We start from the raw sequence: 16,138 nt of genomic DNA on the forward strand, positions 1-16,138 counted from the left end.
TTGATAAAATCTAAAGGTGCGCTGCAATCAGATTCTTGATCGCCAAATCATCCATTTCTTTTCTGGCTTCAAGTAGCTGCACCGCATCGGCCCCTACCGGGTAACGCAACCGCTCCGAGCCGTCGCTTGCCGCTTCAAAAATCGCTTCTGCCACCTCCCACACGTGCTCGGACATCGGCCAGGTGTCAACCTTGCCTGCGAACTGGTCATATGCCAACTGGTAGTCCAACAAATCGCCCGCGCCGAAAGTTGCTAGAGACCGGCCAGCAAAATCGGTTTTATAACCACCCGGCTCAACTATTTTCACTTTTATACCCAGTGGTTCGAGCTCATATTGCAGCGACTCGGAAAGTCCCTCTACCGCATATTTGGTAGCATGGTAAAGTGTTGAAAAAGGAAAAGCGATCCGGCCGCCCATCGATGTTACATTCACTATCACTCCACTCTTGTTGCTGCGCATGTGCGGCAAGATCGCCTTGATCAGCTCAATCACTCCAAACACATTCACATCGAACTGCTGGCGTATCACCTCTCCGGGAGCCGCCTCCAACACACCCAGTGAACCGAATCCCGCATTGTTAACCAGCGCATCGATTCCACCAAAACGCGCAATCCCTTCCTGCACCGCTTTTTCGATGCTTGCGCTGTCGGTCACATCCAGCCGCACCAACGCCAGACGATCAAGCCCGCGCAACTCCGTCTCTTTTTCCGGCGACCGCATTGAAGCGATCACATTCCATCCATTTTTTTGAAATAACCGTGCAGCATCCTTCCCAAATCCGGAGGAAGCACCCGTAATCAATACTGTCTTTGTCATTGTTATATTTGTTTAATTCAATGATGCAAAGGTGGAGCGCTTGCAATTGGCGGGCTTATAGATTTCTCGGGAAGGCTTATACTTTTCAACGGCCGGATTTCAGGCCATCATTTTATTACCTTTACAAAATCGGGTTTATTCAAAACGCTTTCATCAACATTATCATCAAATACCCGCCCTTATGGCTCAACAATCCTCAATTCCTACCTTGTTCGAATGGGCCGGCGGAATGCCTGTTTTCGAAAGGCTGACAGATTCATTCTATCAAAAGGTCCTGAAAGACCCGTTGCTGGAACCGGTATTTAAGCATATGTCGCCCGAGCACCAGCGGCATGTCGCACATTTCATCGCCGAAGTCCTGGGCGGCCCCGAATGGTACAGTACCGCGGAAGGCAGCCATTTTAAAATGGTCCAGAAACATTTGGCCAAGCATCTGACCGAGCAGCACCGCCAGCGCTGGGTGGGGCTGCTTTTGCAAACGGCAGATGAGATCAACCTGCCTGATGATCCCGAATTCCGTTCTGCATTTGTAGCCTATATCGAATGGGGCACCAGGATTGCGGTCATCAACTCCAACAGCGACGAGCTGCAAATGAACCCAGAGGAGCCGATGCCCAAATGGGGCTGGGGTGTTCCTGCCGGCCCCTACATGGGGTGATGCCATCAGAACCGGCACGTATTCTGCCTGAGTGGCCTAAACAATTCCAGCAGCAAAGCTATGCCTCTTAAAATCAATAGACTTCTGGCGAATATCATGTGCTTGATCAAAATTTCTCACTCAAAACTATCGGCCGCAGAAACAGGGAAAGCTACCTGGCAACAGATAAGCTTTTGCTTAATTCAGGTTTAACCCAACGGTCAGACCCACATAGGGCTTACCCTGGTAGATCCAGTATTGCCTGTTGTCGTCCAGCAAATGATCGACCCCCAGCGCAAGGCCAAAATTAAGTTTCTCAACTGCCATCAAAACGCAGAATGCCTTTGACCAGATAAAACCGTCATATTCAGTGTTGATATTATTATCAGTAACCCAGGGATTGAGCGGCGTTACGCCGATCCCGGTTGCTAATCCCGCCGAAAAACCAAGGTGGGTAACCCGTTGATTCAATTTGCCAATCGGATTGCTTTTGTAGGACAACTCGTAGGTATCATTCCGGTAACCTACATATACTGCGCCATTCAGGTGGTTGCTTAGCTGTGGGGTGAAAGAGCTGGTGGAAGGCCTGTACTTGAACGGGATCGTAAGCACATCCAGATCAAAACTGTTTTTCCAGTACTTGCTTGCTCCAATTTCCTTCTCCACCCCGCTCCGGGGGTATATACTTGGCTTAGGAGGCTTCGGGGCGGATCGCTGCGTTCTCCAACCCGCTCCCAATGGATATACAAGGACAGAATCCTCTGCATTCTCAACATAAACTGCTGTTTTTTGCTCGCCGATTTTCGTCTTATAGACACCGTCTGTCAGTTTGTACTTAGGGCTGTCCTTTAAGGCATGGCAGGAAATCAAGCTGGCAGATACTAACAACAAAAGTAAAATACGGCTCATGGGTTACAGGTTGTTTATTAGAAGCGGTTCCAAATTTAAATTGAAAATTCCTCCGCTTCATCGACCGTGTCTAGCCAGGGGTTGATGTAAAATCCGTTCTCCGGTTTAGTTATTGCCGACAATTGTCGGTGTAATCTCGTCCCATTCACTTGTTGAAGAATCGGATAGTTTAACATAGCGTTTTGATCCCGACCGATTAGGAAAGTAAACCGTCGCTCCCGCTTTGTAGGCGCCATAGGTCGCGTTTAGACTCGTTTTTGTCGGCATTGCCGTAGCAGGATCAGTAAAGTTTAAGTTTTCCGCAAGGACCCAACTGTAAACTCCACCTACATTCTTACAAGTATAACTGGTTGTCGTGCTACCGGCGCTGACGACTATGTTCTGGTCCACATAAAACCCACTAGGATTTGGAAGAGTACCATAGCCAATATAGACATATGAGCCTGTCGGTGTTGTCTTTTTGTTATTAATCAATAGAGCCTTACTCGCCGTCGTATACCCTGAAATATAACTATTCTGAGTTGCCGCGGCCGAGATAATGACATTGTCAATTACTTTCGTTTCCTTCCCCGCAACCCTTATTTGTGGATCGGTATCGTCGTTGATAAGATTTATTTTATTATCCCGAAAGGTTCCGCGCGAACAGGAACTATCAGCAATTAGTGCGTAGCTTCCCAGTGAAACGTGCCTGTTGGTGAAAGTATTTCGGCGAATTAAGAAATCAAAAGACCTGAAAATCTGAATTCCCGGACTAATTAAAGCGCCGCCAAGATCACCAGGCGATGTAAATTCGTTTTCCTCAATCACCAGGCCCCCACTGGACTGTTCCCAATACACAAATCCCTCAGAAAAGAAGTTCTTACGCACACTCACATTTTTGTTTTGTATTGAATCGTTTACATCTATTTGCAGGGCGAAAGTGCCCAGTGGATTAGTCGTGTGGTGGAAGAAGACTTTATTGCCTTCGATTCTGTTTTCGCCAAAGTATTTTTCGTAAAAGATCAGTCCTTTGTAAGTAAGTGATTCGGTACCCTGGTTGTTGATGATTATCGTGTTGTCAATTACGTCTATTCCTCCGTCACGGAATTGCGCGCCGATAGCATTGAAGCTGTAAATGGTATTATTAATAGCTTTACCGCGCGCATTGGCATGATAATCAAGCGGCGCGGTATTGCCCAATACTTTTAAGCCGTAGCAAATGTTACTGTCCATGATTAGGCCCGTTGACATGTAACGTCGATCGCTCGTAGCCAATGCGTGTTTACAATCTGATATCCTGTTTTTAAAAGCTGTGACATTGTGCCCGATCATACCAATCCCGTAGCCAACTGGGGAGGAGCCAACTAAATTCGAATAGCCGTCAATATCTAATCGCTGTACCAAGGCGTTAATATTGGCATCGATTAAAACCCCAAGTTGCCCCAAACCATTTCCACGATACCTGCCTCCGTCAATTTTCAAATTAGTGCAGTAGGATAATTGTAACGACCCGAAGAATAGAGAACTACTGTGGTCGAAATTAAGATTTGAAATCTCGATCCTGTCCAGAGCGCGGTAAGCATATATTTTTGATCCTGTAAAGGGTTCTATTGCCGGATTCGTCAACGTAATGACATTCCCCGTTTTGCTTTTAATTTGTGACATATGTCCATAATTATATGTCTGATTTGCGAGCTCGGTGTTAGAATAGCTGATACCTCCCTCAATCCTTACAATGTCCCCAATGTTCAATGCAGCCGCACCCTCGAAAACAAACTCCGCAGAACCGTCCTGTATATTAATTGAGGTTGCGGTATGGGAATATACCGCAGCGGAATTACCGGTGCGCATTAGAAATGCATTTGGCGGAAGAGCAGAACTAGGCGAGGAATGCGCCTTGATCGTAGCGTTATTTCCGATAATTTGTGAATCGGTATTCTTAATAAGAACTTCATTAGACACCGCATAAATAGCGTCCTTTCTAAACATATAACGAGCATTGGGAACATTTAGACAAGCTTGCAGCGCCGCAAGATCATCGGTTATCCCGTCACCTTTGGCACCAAACATTTCAGGCGTAATAAAATCTGAGTCGATGACATACTGGCGATTGGCACTAGTATCCACTATGAGAGTTCCGGAATTGTCAACCAATGTCGAAGCATTCGGATCGTACCGAAAAGTGTAGACCCGGCCATAATTCGTTACCAGTACCACATGCGCTGAATCCGCACCGCCATTTCTTAATTCATCAATTGTCAAGTGCTTGACAAATTCAGGTGTACTTAGTACTAGTGTTGAATTTTCCTGGTTGACTCTGGATGTGTTTTCTTTTTCAAGGATGGAATATGACAACGAAGTCACAAATACAAACTGACTCTGATCGTTGGCATTTTGATTTCCTCTTAGCAATGTGAACTTATTAGCCTTCGTGGAGGTGGTAAACTTCCCCTTAACTGTATAGGTAACAACAGGTCTTGCCGGTGAAAGCGTAGCACCGACATAATCGGAATAGGTGCCCGATGTCTGGACAAATCCATCTGGCGTCACCAATTTTACTTTAAATGAATAATTTTCTTTGAATACAAAGACTGTGTTAGATGGTAATTCAAGCAGGCTCGCTTTAATGACAATTTCCACCTCTTCGCCGATCTGAATGCGGGATGCGTTTGTTTCAAGTGTGAATTTGACTGGGTCGACCGACTGGCCTCTAACTCCCATCAAACATGAAACAGAAAGAATAACAAAAAGTAAAAAGTGTTTCATTAGTAACAAGTTTTTCGTTGAGTATATGATTTGACTGCATAATATAACACCGATTTGTTACATCAAAACTTTTAACAAGAATCCGTGCGTATTCGACTGAAATTAGCCCGGCAACGGAGCTTTGACTGCTCAGATACTCGCTTGCTTGACCATGCTCCGACTAGGGGGATAGGTTTTAGAAGATGTTAGCCTGCCTACGAGCTCGCGGCGATGTCTATCCGCTTGCCACACGACATTGCACCTATCCAGCCGCGGAGCGCATTCTACGAGAACCAGTCCAACAGAATAAAATATTGGAATTCTGCAATTCATTAAATCCAAAATACGAAGACTAGCCTGCTCTCACGTTTTTTATTCCGCTTTTTCCAACGATCAGGCAATATTATCGAAGCATTGATATATATTTGGTTAACAACAAATGGTTTGACCCTGACCTACGATGACAACTCCGCTTTCCTCTTTATCTGATGATCAGCTTGCGGCGGCGCTCAGGGAGGGTGAGGAACGGGTGTTTGACGAAATCTACGTCCGCTACTGGGACAAGCTCTACTATACGGCCCATCGCATGGTCAAATCGGCTGCTGTGGCCGAAGAGATTACGCAGGACACATTCATGTTGTTCTGGATGAAGCGCGAAACGCTTCAAATACAGTCACTAGGCCCTTATCTGGCCGCAATGCTGCGGTACGAGGTGTACCGTTATCTGGCCAAATCAAAACAAGCGCAATACGTAGAGCAATCGATCAGGCACGAGGTGGCCTCGTCGGTCTCGATGGACCAGGAGATCGAGAACCGTCTGCTGCTGGAAATTATTACCAATCTTACCAACCGACTGCCCGAAAAATGCCGGCTGGTTTTTCAGTACAACAAATTACAAGACCGCTCACTGCCCGATATCTGCGAGGAGCTCAACATTTCGCCTAAAACCGCCGAAGCGCATCTCACCAAGGCCCTGAAAATCGTCAGGGCAAGCTTAAATAACGTAATGGCGTTATTACTGCTGTAAAAATTTTCATTATCCACTAAGGGGTTTTTATCGCAACTGCCCTCTATGTGTTGCAAAGGGCTAATCCGCTTTGCAATGACACAGGAATACATCAGACTGCTCGCCAGGAAATTCTTCGAAGGAACCGCTTCGGAAGAAGAAAAACAGCTATTGCACGAGTGGTACGACCGGCTCCTTGATGATGAAAGTCCCCAAAACATTGCTACCGGGGCGCCCGAAGGGGCCGCTGAAATACGTGACCGCATGCATGCCAATTTACAGCACAGGCAGGGACAGCAGCGTCAGGTAAAACGCTTTGGCTGGGTGCGCCGGCTCACAACCTGGTCCTCGGCCGCAGCGGCGGTGATCATCATCGGCTTTCTGCTTTGGAGCAACGAGCGCAAACCCACCCCTACCGATTTCAAGCTGGCGCAGGCGCCATTGGGAAAAACACTGAAAGTAAACCTGCCCGACGGCTCGCATATCTGGCTCAATGCCGGTTCCGCGCTAAGCTACCCTGTTACGTTCGAAGGCAAAACGCGGGAGGTCGTTCTGCGCGAAGGACAGGCATTCTTCGATATCGCCCGCGATACCACCAGGCCTTTTATAGTCCATGCCAAAACGCTGGACATTACCGTACTGGGCACCTCATTTGATGTAAAAGCCTATCAGAACGATCCGGACATTAAAGTGACGGTCAAAACCGGCAAAGTCGGCGTCAGGGTGCGCGACAAACCCGGCCAGCCTGCATTGATGCTGCTTCCTGCCGAACAGGCCGTAGTAGCCGAAAAAGCGCAGAAGATCCAGGTCAACGAGATCAGCAAGCCTGCCATCGCACCCTGGAAGGATAACCGGATGGTATTCGAAGATGAATTGCTGGTGGAAGTACTGCATGCACTGGAAAGAAAATACAATCAGCACATTGTTATCGAAAAAGCGGAGCTTTCCGCCGAAAAGATATCGCTTACCCTGAATGATCAGCCAATGACTGACGTGCTGAAAGTGCTGGGCTTTTCGAAGAATTTCAATTATTCACAACTAAACGATAGCACGATAGTCATAAGATAGGATACCAAAAAATGCGGGCCGGCTTTCCAGGAAGGCTGGTTCGGTTGAATACCGGGAACACTGCGAATGTCCCCGGTATCAGATGTCCCCTGCCAGCCAATGCTTGGAACCATGAATGGCGGGTGGACGCGGTTTAACAGCTTAACCATTAAACATCAGACAAATATGGTGAAATATTACCATAAGGGACTCCCCTTGTTCAAAAAATGTATGCGCATCTCTACGCTGATACTGGGTATTAATGTTCTGACAACCGCTCTGCTGATGGCCGGCCCCACGGAGGCCCAGCATGTGAGCATGGATGTCAGGCAAACCCGCGTAAAGACAGTTCTAAGACAGATCGAGCAGCAAACCGGACTCACTTTTGCATTCGATGAGAAGCTGGTGCGCAAGGCGCCGGAGGTCACCATTTACGCATTGGGCCAACCCATACCGGCCATATTGAAGATGATCGAAAAGCAAACCCAACTGGAATTCAGGCAGGTAGGCAATATGATCGGCATTACAGAACGGCCGAAATTGGAAATTACGCGTGAGATCACGCCGGTAACGCAAACGGCCGCCCGGCCCGTGAAAGGCAAGGTTACCGACGAGAAGGGAGAGGCCCTGCCATCGGTGGCAATTCGTGTAAAGGGTACCAATGAGGGCACCATGACCGACATCGAGGGCAACTACTCCATTGATGTAACTGGCGACGAGTCCATTCTGATATTCAGTTTTATCGGTTTTGTCGCGCAGGAAGTAATGGTCGGCGCGCGCAGCACCGTGGATGTAGCCCTGAAACCGGATGTCTCCACGCTGACCGAGCTGGTAGTAACAGGTTACGGCGCCCAGCGTAAAAAGGATTTGATCGGGGCGGTGTCGGTCGTAGACGTCGAGCAATTAAAGCAAACCCCTGACGGACAGGTCACCAACCAGCTGCAAGGACGCGCTTCGGGCGTGACGATCCTGAGCTCCGGGCAGCCGGGCGAGACCCCGCAGGTCCGCATCCGCGGCTTGAACACGTTTGGGAACAACTCGCCATTGTATGTTGTCGACGGGGTACCGACGACCTCGATTGCCGACCTGAACAGCAATGACATTGCTTCGATGCAGGTGTTGAAAGATGCGGGTTCTGCATCGATTTACGGTTCGCGGGCGGCAAATGGCGTGATCATTATCACCACCAAGAAGGGTAAGGACAAAGTGAAAGTGAATTACAGCGCGTGGTTCGGTGTACAAACGCCTCCCGGCGGCAATGTGTGGAACACGCTCACCCCGCTGGAACAGGCGCAGCTTAAATTCCAGGTACAGAAAAACTCGGGGCTGACCGTAGGCGACGACCAATACGGCCATGGCACCTCTCCCGTTTTGCCGGATTACATTTTACCTGCCGGCGCCAAAGAAGGCGATCCGGGCACTAATCCCGACCTGTATTATGTGAACCCTAATTATACTTCGGTCGACGATTTCAACACTTTCAATCAGATCGTAAAAGCCAATAAGCAGGGTACCGACTGGTTTCACGAGATTTTCAAAACCGCCCCTTCCACAAGCCACAATATTTCGCTCAGCGGTGGCAGCGACCAGGGCAACTACCTGTTCTCGCTGAATTACTTCAACCAGCAGGGCGCATTGACAAACACCTACCTGAAACGCTACACGCTCCGCTCCAACAGCCAGTACAACATCGGCAAGCACGTGCGGATCGGCGAAAACCTGGCCTATTCAATTTCCGACAACCCTAAGACGAGCCTTTCCGACGGCGGTTCGGCCATTGCATTCTCCTTCCGTATGCAGCCGATCGTGCCCGTACACGACATCATGGGCAACTACGCCGGTAGCCGCGCCTCGGGTATGGGCGATGCATTCAACCCTGTGGCCATGCGCGACCGCACACGCTACGACAAGGGCCTGGACAACCGCCTTTTCGGTAACGTTTTCGCAGAAATCGATCTTTTCAACTACTTTACCTTCCGCACCAGTCTTGGCGGCGAGAATTATTCCGGCAGGTGGAACTCGTTTGCCTTTCCGAGCTACGAGAACAAGGAAAACAGCAACACCAACACGTATTCGGAAGGTTCCTACTCGGGTTTCAACTGGACGTGGACCAACTTGCTGACCTTTCACAAAACCATGGGCAAGCACGATCTGACCGTAGCGGCCGGCACCGAAGCTTACAGCGGCAAGTATTACGAGCTCGGCGGCAGTACACAGGGTTATTTCTCGTTTGACCCCAATTACATGAACCTGGGCACCGGCTCGGGCACGCGTACCAATTCCAGCAGCCGGTCGGCCGATGCATTGTACTCGCTACTCGGCCGTTTGGACTACATCTTCAATGACAGATACCTGTTCGGCGCGATCCTTCGCCGGGATGGCTCCTCAAAGTTCATCAACGAACGCTACGGCTTTTTCCCGGCTGTGAGCGCCGGCTGGCGTATCTCGCGTGAGGACTTCATGCGCGGTCTAACCTGGATCGACGATCTGAAACTGCGAGCCAATTACGGTATTATGGGTAACCAGATCAATGTTAGCTCCGGCAATGCATTTACTACTTACAGCTCCAACCGTCGCAGCTCTTACTACGATTTGGGCGGCACCAGCGGTTCGGGTGCATTGGAAGGCTTTGAAAAGAGCCAGATCGGAAACCCGAATGCGGTTTGGGAAAAAAATGTGAGCACCAACATCGGTATCGACGCGACTTTCTTCAAGGGCAGACTCGATGTAATCGCCGACTACTATGTGAAGGAGATCAAAGACCTTCTTTTCAATCCTGCGCTGATCGGTACAGCGGGTGGGGGCTCGGTGCCTTATGTAAACATCGGTCAAATGAAAAACAGGGGTATCGATCTTCAAATCGACTCGAAATTCGATCTGACGCGTGAGCTGAAACTGAATGCAACCCTGACGCTTACGACCTATAATAACAAAATTAAAAAGGTCACCAACAGTACCAATTACTTTGACCTGGAGGGCCGGGGTTTCGATGGTGCATCAATCGTTCGTAACCAGGTGGGCAGTTCCATCGGCCAGTTCTTTGGCTACAAAGTAATCGGTTTCTGGAACTCACAGGAAGAGATCGCGGCAGCCAATGCAGAGGCTGTGCAACGAACCAGCGATCCCAATGCGGTCTTCCAGGATGGCGCTTCGGTTGGACGTTTCCGTTATGAGAACATCAACGGCGACGGGCAGATCACCGCGGCCGACCGTCAGATGCTGGGCAATCCCAACCCTGATTTCAGCTACGGTCTGAACCTGGCGCTGAATTACAAAAACTTTGATTTCAGCCTGTTTCTCTACGGTGTGCAGGGTAACCAGCTCTGGAACCAAACCCTGTGGTGGAGCGATTTCAACTCCTCGCGCTCGGGTGCGAAAAGTAAAACTGCGCTGTACGACTCGTGGACACCCGAAAACCACAATGCCAAAGCGCCGATTCAGGAAAACAGCAGTTCTTTTAGCACCATTAATGTGCCCAACTCGTATTTCGTCGAAGACGGATCCTACCTGCGCGCAAAGAACCTACAAATAGGCTACACATTCCCTGCCTCGCTGCTCAGGAAGGTCAAGGTTCAGCAATTCCGTCTGTACCTGCAAGCTACCAACCTGTTTACCCTCACTGGCTATTCGGGTCTTGATCCGGAGGTAAGCCGGAACGCCAGCGGTAACCCGACCGTGTTCGGCATAGACGAAGGTTCATACCCCTCATCCAGACAGTACACCGTGGGCCTGAACCTTACTTTTTAACCAATCACAAAGCGACGCGATATGAACAAGTTCATCAAATATATGGCCGTTCTTTGCTGGATCGGCGGTTTTACAATCTTACAAGCGTGCCAGGACGACTTTCTGGATAAACCTGTGCAAGGCGCGTTGGGCGACGACGTGCTTGCCAATGCAAAAGGTATTGACGGCTTGCTGACCGGTGCCTACGCAGCACTCGACGGCCAGGGCGACTTCACCGGCGGCAGCGGCTGGGAATCGCCCCCGGATAACTGGGTTTACGGCTCGATTCCCGGCGGCGACGCCCATAAAGGCAGCGACGGCGGCGACCAAACCCCCATCAGCGCCATCGCCACGTTTGCTACCGGTGCGGACAACGGCTTTTTTAATAGTAAATGGAAGGCATTGTACGAAGGTGTTTCGCGCTCTAACACCGTGCTGAAAGTACTCGCGCTGGCCAGCGATGTCCCGGCCGAAAACAAGGCCAATATTGAAGCGCAAGCGCGGTTTCTGAGGGCTCATTACTATTTCGAATTGAAAAAAATGTGGAATATGGTCCCCTGGATCGACGAAACCACCACGGACTTCAACCAGCCAAACGACAAGGACATCTGGCCGATGATCGAGGCGGATTTCAAAGCCGCTTACGAGCAGCTGCCTGCCACGCAGACCCTTGTGGGCAGGGCCAACAAATGGGCTGCGGGCGCTTATCTGGGCAAAACGTATTTGTACCAGAAAAAATATACCGAAGCTGTAAAGGTGTTCAGCGAAGTGATCGCCGGAGGTGTGACCACGAACGGTTTGAAGTATGAGCTGGTTTCTTTCAAGGATAACTTCGATGCGGCCACCAAAAACAATGCCGAATCGGTATTCGCGATCCAAATGGTTGCAAATGACGGAACGTTGGATATTACCAATGCCAACCAGGGCGGAATGCTCAATTTCCCTTATGGTACTGGCGCCCCATTCAGTTGCTGCGGCTTTTTTCAGCCTACCCAGATGCTTGTGAATATGTACCGTACCGATGCGAACGGGTTACCCTACCCGGATTTCAACAGCCACGCCGTCAAAAACGACATGGGTATTACCTCAGCCACCGCATTCGCCCCCGATGCAGGAAACCTGGACCCACGCCTGGACTGGACTGTGGGTCGCCGGGGCATTCCCTACCACGACTGGGGTATCTACCCGGGCATGAACTGGGTGCGCGACCAGCCTTACGGCGGGCCGTATGCGCCTAAAAAGAATATTCACCGCCAAAAAACACAAGACCTTTACGCAGACCTGAGCTCTTGGGCGCCTGGCAATGCGATCAACGTGCTGGTAATCCGCTTTGCCGACGTGCTTCTGATGGCTGCCGAGGCCGAAGCAAATGGCGGAAGTCTGGCAAAGGCCGAAGAGTATGTAAATAAGGTGAGAAACCGCGCTGCGGATAAAGCAGGCTGGTTGTACAAATATAGCAACGACTCTAACCCGCTGGGCGGCTTTTCGGCCACTCCGGCAGCCAACTACGTCATCAAGCCCTACCCTGCCGGCACATTGGCCGCCAAAGGTAAAGACGGTGTATTGGAGGCGATCTATTATGAACGCGGTCTCGAACTGGCGATGGAAGGCCACCGTTTCTTCGATCTGGTCAGGTGGGGCAAAGCCAACACGGCAATTAACGGCTATTTCGGCTACGAGTCCAAGATAACCACCGATCTTGCAGGCGGTAAATACCTTGAAGGCAAGAACAACTATTTTCCGATCCCTCAATACCAGATCGACATGAGCGTGGTGAACGGAACGCCGCTGCTTAAACAAAACCCGGGTTATAATTAAAGAAAACGATCCTCAGCGGCCGGTTCAATGCTGCGGTCGCTGAGGATACCGGTGTTTCCCAGCTTACTGCCACTGCCATTCAATAATCTCGGAGCCTGCGCTCTACTTCGGCAGGGATACCCTCCCACGACCCTACCCCTTTACACATTTTTCATCGACATTTGTCGAATTTTTTCTATAATCTAAATGTTTTCTGAACTACATTCGACCTTGGTGACGGCTTTGTCATTAAAATCTTAGATGAAGCAAAATCGCGCACCAAGGAAAACCTTGGCGCTTCGCGATTCGGCACCAAAGATTCATTCAAGGTCATTTATCAGAAGCAAGAATGCATTTAGTTTACAAGCACCTGCCACTTTTTTTTTGTTTCCTCTTCATCCCAAACATAACAGTCGGTCAACAAGTACCAACCCAGCAGAATCCTGTTCCCGGGTATGAGGTCAGGCATTTCACAGACGAGAACGGCTTGCCGCAGAACAGTATTAAAGCGATCGTACGCGACGCGGGGGGAAACATTTGGCTGGCCACTGAAAGGGGATTGGTCCGATTTGACGGAACCCGTTTTGTCAATTTTGACAACCTGGGGAATTCGTTCGCAGCCCGGAGCATCTCGGGGTTTCACCTGGATCCCAAAAGCCGTACGGGTGATCTGCTGGCGATGACCAGTGACGAGGCTTGGATCCGGATGATCGACGGCAAAGCCGCTATAGACTCTTCGTTGAAAGGCTACCCCCTGCATTGGTCGGCCAACGTTTCGAAAGTCCGCGACCTGCATTTGGTTGAGGCCTTACCTGACCTGAACGAGGCCGCGCTCACACACTACCGCCACGGTATTGCCACAATATACCCTACACCGGGCGGAAATCATTTTGTCTATGATGAAAAAAACCTGGGCTACTACGTGAATAATAAAATGGCAAAGCTTCTTCCATTTCCCGGCAAGAGCTTTTTCCGCTTTTTTCGCTTGGGTGAAAGTCTTTATTTCCTGGACGAAAATTTAAAACTGACCCAATTTCCGGGTAACCACCCGCCGGTAGCATCCATGCTGACGGGGACCATTTCTCAGGATCCCAACTATAAGTCCAGCAAACAACATCAGATCTTTTGGAATAACTGCTCCAATCAAGCCTTTATAGCCACAGGACAGCGCCTGTATTACCTGCAGCCGGCCAAGAATGGCTCGCTGGTTAGCACGTTGGTGCTGGATGGGTTCGATTTTCAAGGCAACGATATTAAAACCGTCTTTATGGACATGGAGACGGGCAGATTATTTTTGGGAAGTCAGCTCCATGGTCTTTATATCCTTTCAAAAAAGCAGTTCCGCACGGTAATAGACCCGTCGGCCAGCGCCGACAACGTCTATTACGGCCAGACATTATTTGACGGCAAAAAGATTGCTACCGTTAAAGGAGTGGTTTTTTCACTGGATAGCGGAAATCTGGGAGCAGTTAGCCCGCAGCTCAAGCTGATAGAAAAGTCCGTGGACTGGGATAAGTATAACATCCTCAAAGACCGGGCCGGCACTATATGGTGTAAACGAAGGGAAACTTTGTTCAGGTTCGACAGTAGTGGTGAGCGCATTATTGCTACCTGGACGATGGCTGACGAAATAAAGCAACTTTATCAGGGCCCCGACGGAAGGATCTGGATTGGCACCAACTCGCTGGGCCTGTATTATATTGACCCATCGCAACCTGGCACGCAACCGCAATTTTTTGCAGGCAATCATTTGTCCAACATCTCCTGGATTCAACATCAAAACAGGGAAATACTATGGGTTGGAACTGGCAAAGGGCTTTACAAAATACATTTACCTTCCAAGAAGATATTCCGCGTTACAGGGCTTGCCGGTATCTACATCCGCAGCCTTTACATTCCGGACAGCCATAACGAGCTTTGGATTACCACCTATTCCAACGGCGTTTTTCTTTTGAAAGAGGACAAACTCACGCATTTCCCTCCTGACAAAGAGCTCTACCTTTCCAGCGCCCATTGCATTGTCGAGGACAAGAACGGCTTCTTCTGGATAACAACCAATAAAGGACTGTTCCAGGTCAGCAGGGCCGATCTGCTCACCTATGCAAAAAAGCCGTTCGAATTGTATTACCACTACTATTCAAAAGTGGCCGGCTTTAATACCAATGAATTCAACGGCGGGTGCCAGCCCTGCGCGATAAAGACACCGGGAGGAATAGTATCACTTCCCTCGATTGATGGACTGGTCTGGTTTGTCCCCGAACGCGTACGGCCAGAGCTTCCCAGGCAGCAAATTTTCATCGATAAGGCCGACGATGGCGACAGCTCGATGGTATTTGACCAGGACAATGTTTTGGTCAGGGCCGGAGTGCCGCAGATCCTGGTGAAGATAAGCACACCCTACTTTGGCGATTCCTACAATCTGAAAATGTCCTACCGGATCTTCAAGGGTGATGAACCCTTAACCGAGTGGAAGGCATTGGAAGAAAGCAACAACATCGCAATTCCCTTTCGCGGAGGAGGTAAATACACCCTCAGCGTCCGCAAGATCAGCGGGTTTGGCGTCAATAACTACAATGAAGTGCACCTGGGAATCTCCGTTGAACGGCAGTGGCATGAAACATGGTGGTTTTTCGGTATCGCCGCGGCAGTGATTGTACTCTTGTTTTATAGCATACTCAGACGACGCATCAAAGCCATCAAAAGACAAAACCTGGCTTTGGAAGTCAAGGTCAGGGAACGGACGGAACACCTTGAAAAAACGCTCAGCATACTCAGTGACTCGGAAAAACAGCTCGAACAGCAGCTCAGGCTGCAAATCCATATGATTGCCTCGATTTCACACGATATACGCACGCCGGTAAAGCACATGTCTTATGCGCTGGATTATAGCCAGGCTTTGATTGAGGAAAACAAACTGGACAGCGCCGTAGCCTTTATCAGCCAGCTCAAACAGGGCGTAGAAAAGATGTACCACATGGTAGATAACCTGGTTAATTTCATTAAGCCGGAGGTACGCGGGGCGAGCAACACTGCGACGGACGTTAAGCTCATTGAGCTGATCAACGAAAAGCTCATGCTATTCAGGCAAATCGCCGCGGCAAGCAATGCCGACATTCAGGTGGATGTTGCGCCGGAGGAGACAGTCTTTACCGATCCAAAGCTGCTGGGCATTATCATTCATAACCTGATAGACAATGCCATCAAGATCCGCCCTGGAAACACACTTAAAATTTACCTCCGGCGGGAGGATGCCGACGTGCACCTCATCTTTGAAGACAACGGGCCCGGCATGCCTGCCGAGCTTCTCAAATGGCTCAATGCAGCCAACCCGGGGGAAGGGGTAACCCCGCCGGCGGGTTACGAGGGCCTGGGCCTGTTGCTGCTAAAACAGATCTGTCAATTTTTACGTCTGGACTTATACGTTATCAACAGGCCGGGCGCATCCATACATCTGATTTTTGGGGGAAAGTAATGT

Annotated in this window: 9 protein-coding genes; 6 read left to right on the forward strand and 3 right to left on the reverse strand. The window is 49.7% G+C overall.

What is annotated here, in order from left to right; genetic code table 11:
• Positions 1 to 10 precede the first annotated feature (10 nt).
• The gene (locus AAHB90_RS14525) at positions 11 to 817 is read right to left on the reverse strand and encodes an SDR family oxidoreductase (RefSeq protein ID WP_342085924.1); all 807 of its coding nucleotides are present in this window, start codon (positions 815 to 817) and stop codon (positions 11 to 13) included.
• A gap of 181 nt (positions 818 to 998) precedes the next feature.
• Here AAHB90_RS14525 and AAHB90_RS14530 point away from each other — a divergent pair, with 181 nt between their 5' ends.
• A complete protein-coding gene (locus tag AAHB90_RS14530) occupies positions 999 to 1,475 on the forward strand; it encodes a group II truncated hemoglobin (protein ID WP_342085925.1) in 477 nt (158 codons plus the stop codon).
• A 177-nt stretch (positions 1,476 to 1,652) separates the two neighbouring features.
• Here the strand turns inward: AAHB90_RS14530 and AAHB90_RS14535 are convergent, their stop codons facing one another.
• Together AAHB90_RS14535 and AAHB90_RS14540 are read right to left on the reverse strand one after the other, a co-directional pair.
• Complete coding sequence (locus tag AAHB90_RS14535; protein WP_342085926.1) at positions 1,653 to 2,363, reverse strand: hypothetical protein; 711 nt, start codon at positions 2,361 to 2,363, stop codon at positions 1,653 to 1,655.
• A 105-nt stretch (positions 2,364 to 2,468) separates the two neighbouring features.
• The gene (locus tag AAHB90_RS14540) at positions 2,469 to 5,108 is read right to left on the reverse strand and encodes a hypothetical protein (protein WP_342085927.1); all 2,640 of its coding nucleotides are present in this window, start codon (positions 5,106 to 5,108) and stop codon (positions 2,469 to 2,471) included.
• 439 nt (positions 5,109 to 5,547) lie between these two features.
• Between AAHB90_RS14540 and AAHB90_RS14545 the strand changes: the two genes are divergently transcribed.
• The 5 genes from AAHB90_RS14545 to AAHB90_RS14565 all read left to right on the forward strand — a co-directional run bounded on the left by AAHB90_RS14545 (position 5,548) and on the right by AAHB90_RS14565 (position 16,135).
• Entirely contained in the window at positions 5,548 to 6,114 is a 567-nt protein-coding gene (locus AAHB90_RS14545; RefSeq protein WP_342085928.1) for an RNA polymerase sigma factor, read from the forward strand.
• A 75-nt stretch (positions 6,115 to 6,189) separates the two neighbouring features.
• Positions 6,190 to 7,161, forward strand: a complete 972-nt coding sequence (locus AAHB90_RS14550) for a FecR family protein (protein ID WP_342085929.1) — start codon at positions 6,190 to 6,192, stop codon at positions 7,159 to 7,161.
• Positions 7,162 to 7,371: 210 nt separating this feature from the next.
• A complete protein-coding gene (locus tag AAHB90_RS14555; RefSeq protein WP_342085930.1) occupies positions 7,372 to 10,887 on the forward strand; it encodes a SusC/RagA family TonB-linked outer membrane protein in 3,516 nt (1,171 codons plus the stop codon).
• Between the two features lie 21 nt (positions 10,888 to 10,908).
• Positions 10,909 to 12,684, forward strand: a complete 1,776-nt coding sequence (locus tag AAHB90_RS14560; protein WP_446717903.1) for a RagB/SusD family nutrient uptake outer membrane protein — start codon at positions 10,909 to 10,911, stop codon at positions 12,682 to 12,684.
• 328 nt (positions 12,685 to 13,012) lie between these two features.
• Entirely contained in the window at positions 13,013 to 16,135 is a 3,123-nt protein-coding gene (locus AAHB90_RS14565) for a ligand-binding sensor domain-containing protein (RefSeq protein ID WP_342085931.1), read from the forward strand.
• Positions 16,136 to 16,138: the final 3 nt, after the last annotated feature.

The sequence above is a fragment of the Dyadobacter sp. OTU695 genome (assembly GCF_038440355.1).
Classification (GTDB): Bacteria; Bacteroidota; Bacteroidia; order Cytophagales; family Spirosomataceae; genus Dyadobacter.

What these genes read in the sequence shown, in the direction of transcription:
- AAHB90_RS14525 (WP_342085924.1), bottom strand. Translation starts at nt 817, where the DNA reads ATGACAAAGACAGTATTGATTACGGGTGCTTCCTCCGGATTTGGGAAG.
- AAHB90_RS14530 (WP_342085925.1), top strand. Translation starts at nt 999, where the DNA reads ATGGCTCAACAATCCTCAATTCCTACCTTGTTCGAATGGGCCGGCGGA.
- AAHB90_RS14535 (WP_342085926.1), bottom strand. Translation starts at nt 2,363, where the DNA reads ATGAGCCGTATTTTACTTTTGTTGTTAGTATCTGCCAGCTTGATTTCC.
- AAHB90_RS14540 (WP_342085927.1), bottom strand. Translation starts at nt 5,108, where the DNA reads ATGAAACACTTTTTACTTTTTGTTATTCTTTCTGTTTCATGTTTGATG.
- AAHB90_RS14545 (WP_342085928.1), top strand. Translation starts at nt 5,548, where the DNA reads ATGACAACTCCGCTTTCCTCTTTATCTGATGATCAGCTTGCGGCGGCG.
- AAHB90_RS14550 (WP_342085929.1), top strand. Translation starts at nt 6,190, where the DNA reads ATGACACAGGAATACATCAGACTGCTCGCCAGGAAATTCTTCGAAGGA.
- AAHB90_RS14555 (WP_342085930.1), top strand. Translation starts at nt 7,372, where the DNA reads ATGCGCATCTCTACGCTGATACTGGGTATTAATGTTCTGACAACCGCT.
- AAHB90_RS14560 (WP_446717903.1), top strand. Translation starts at nt 10,909, where the DNA reads ATGAACAAGTTCATCAAATATATGGCCGTTCTTTGCTGGATCGGCGGT.
- AAHB90_RS14565 (WP_342085931.1), top strand. Translation starts at nt 13,013, where the DNA reads ATGCATTTAGTTTACAAGCACCTGCCACTTTTTTTTTGTTTCCTCTTC.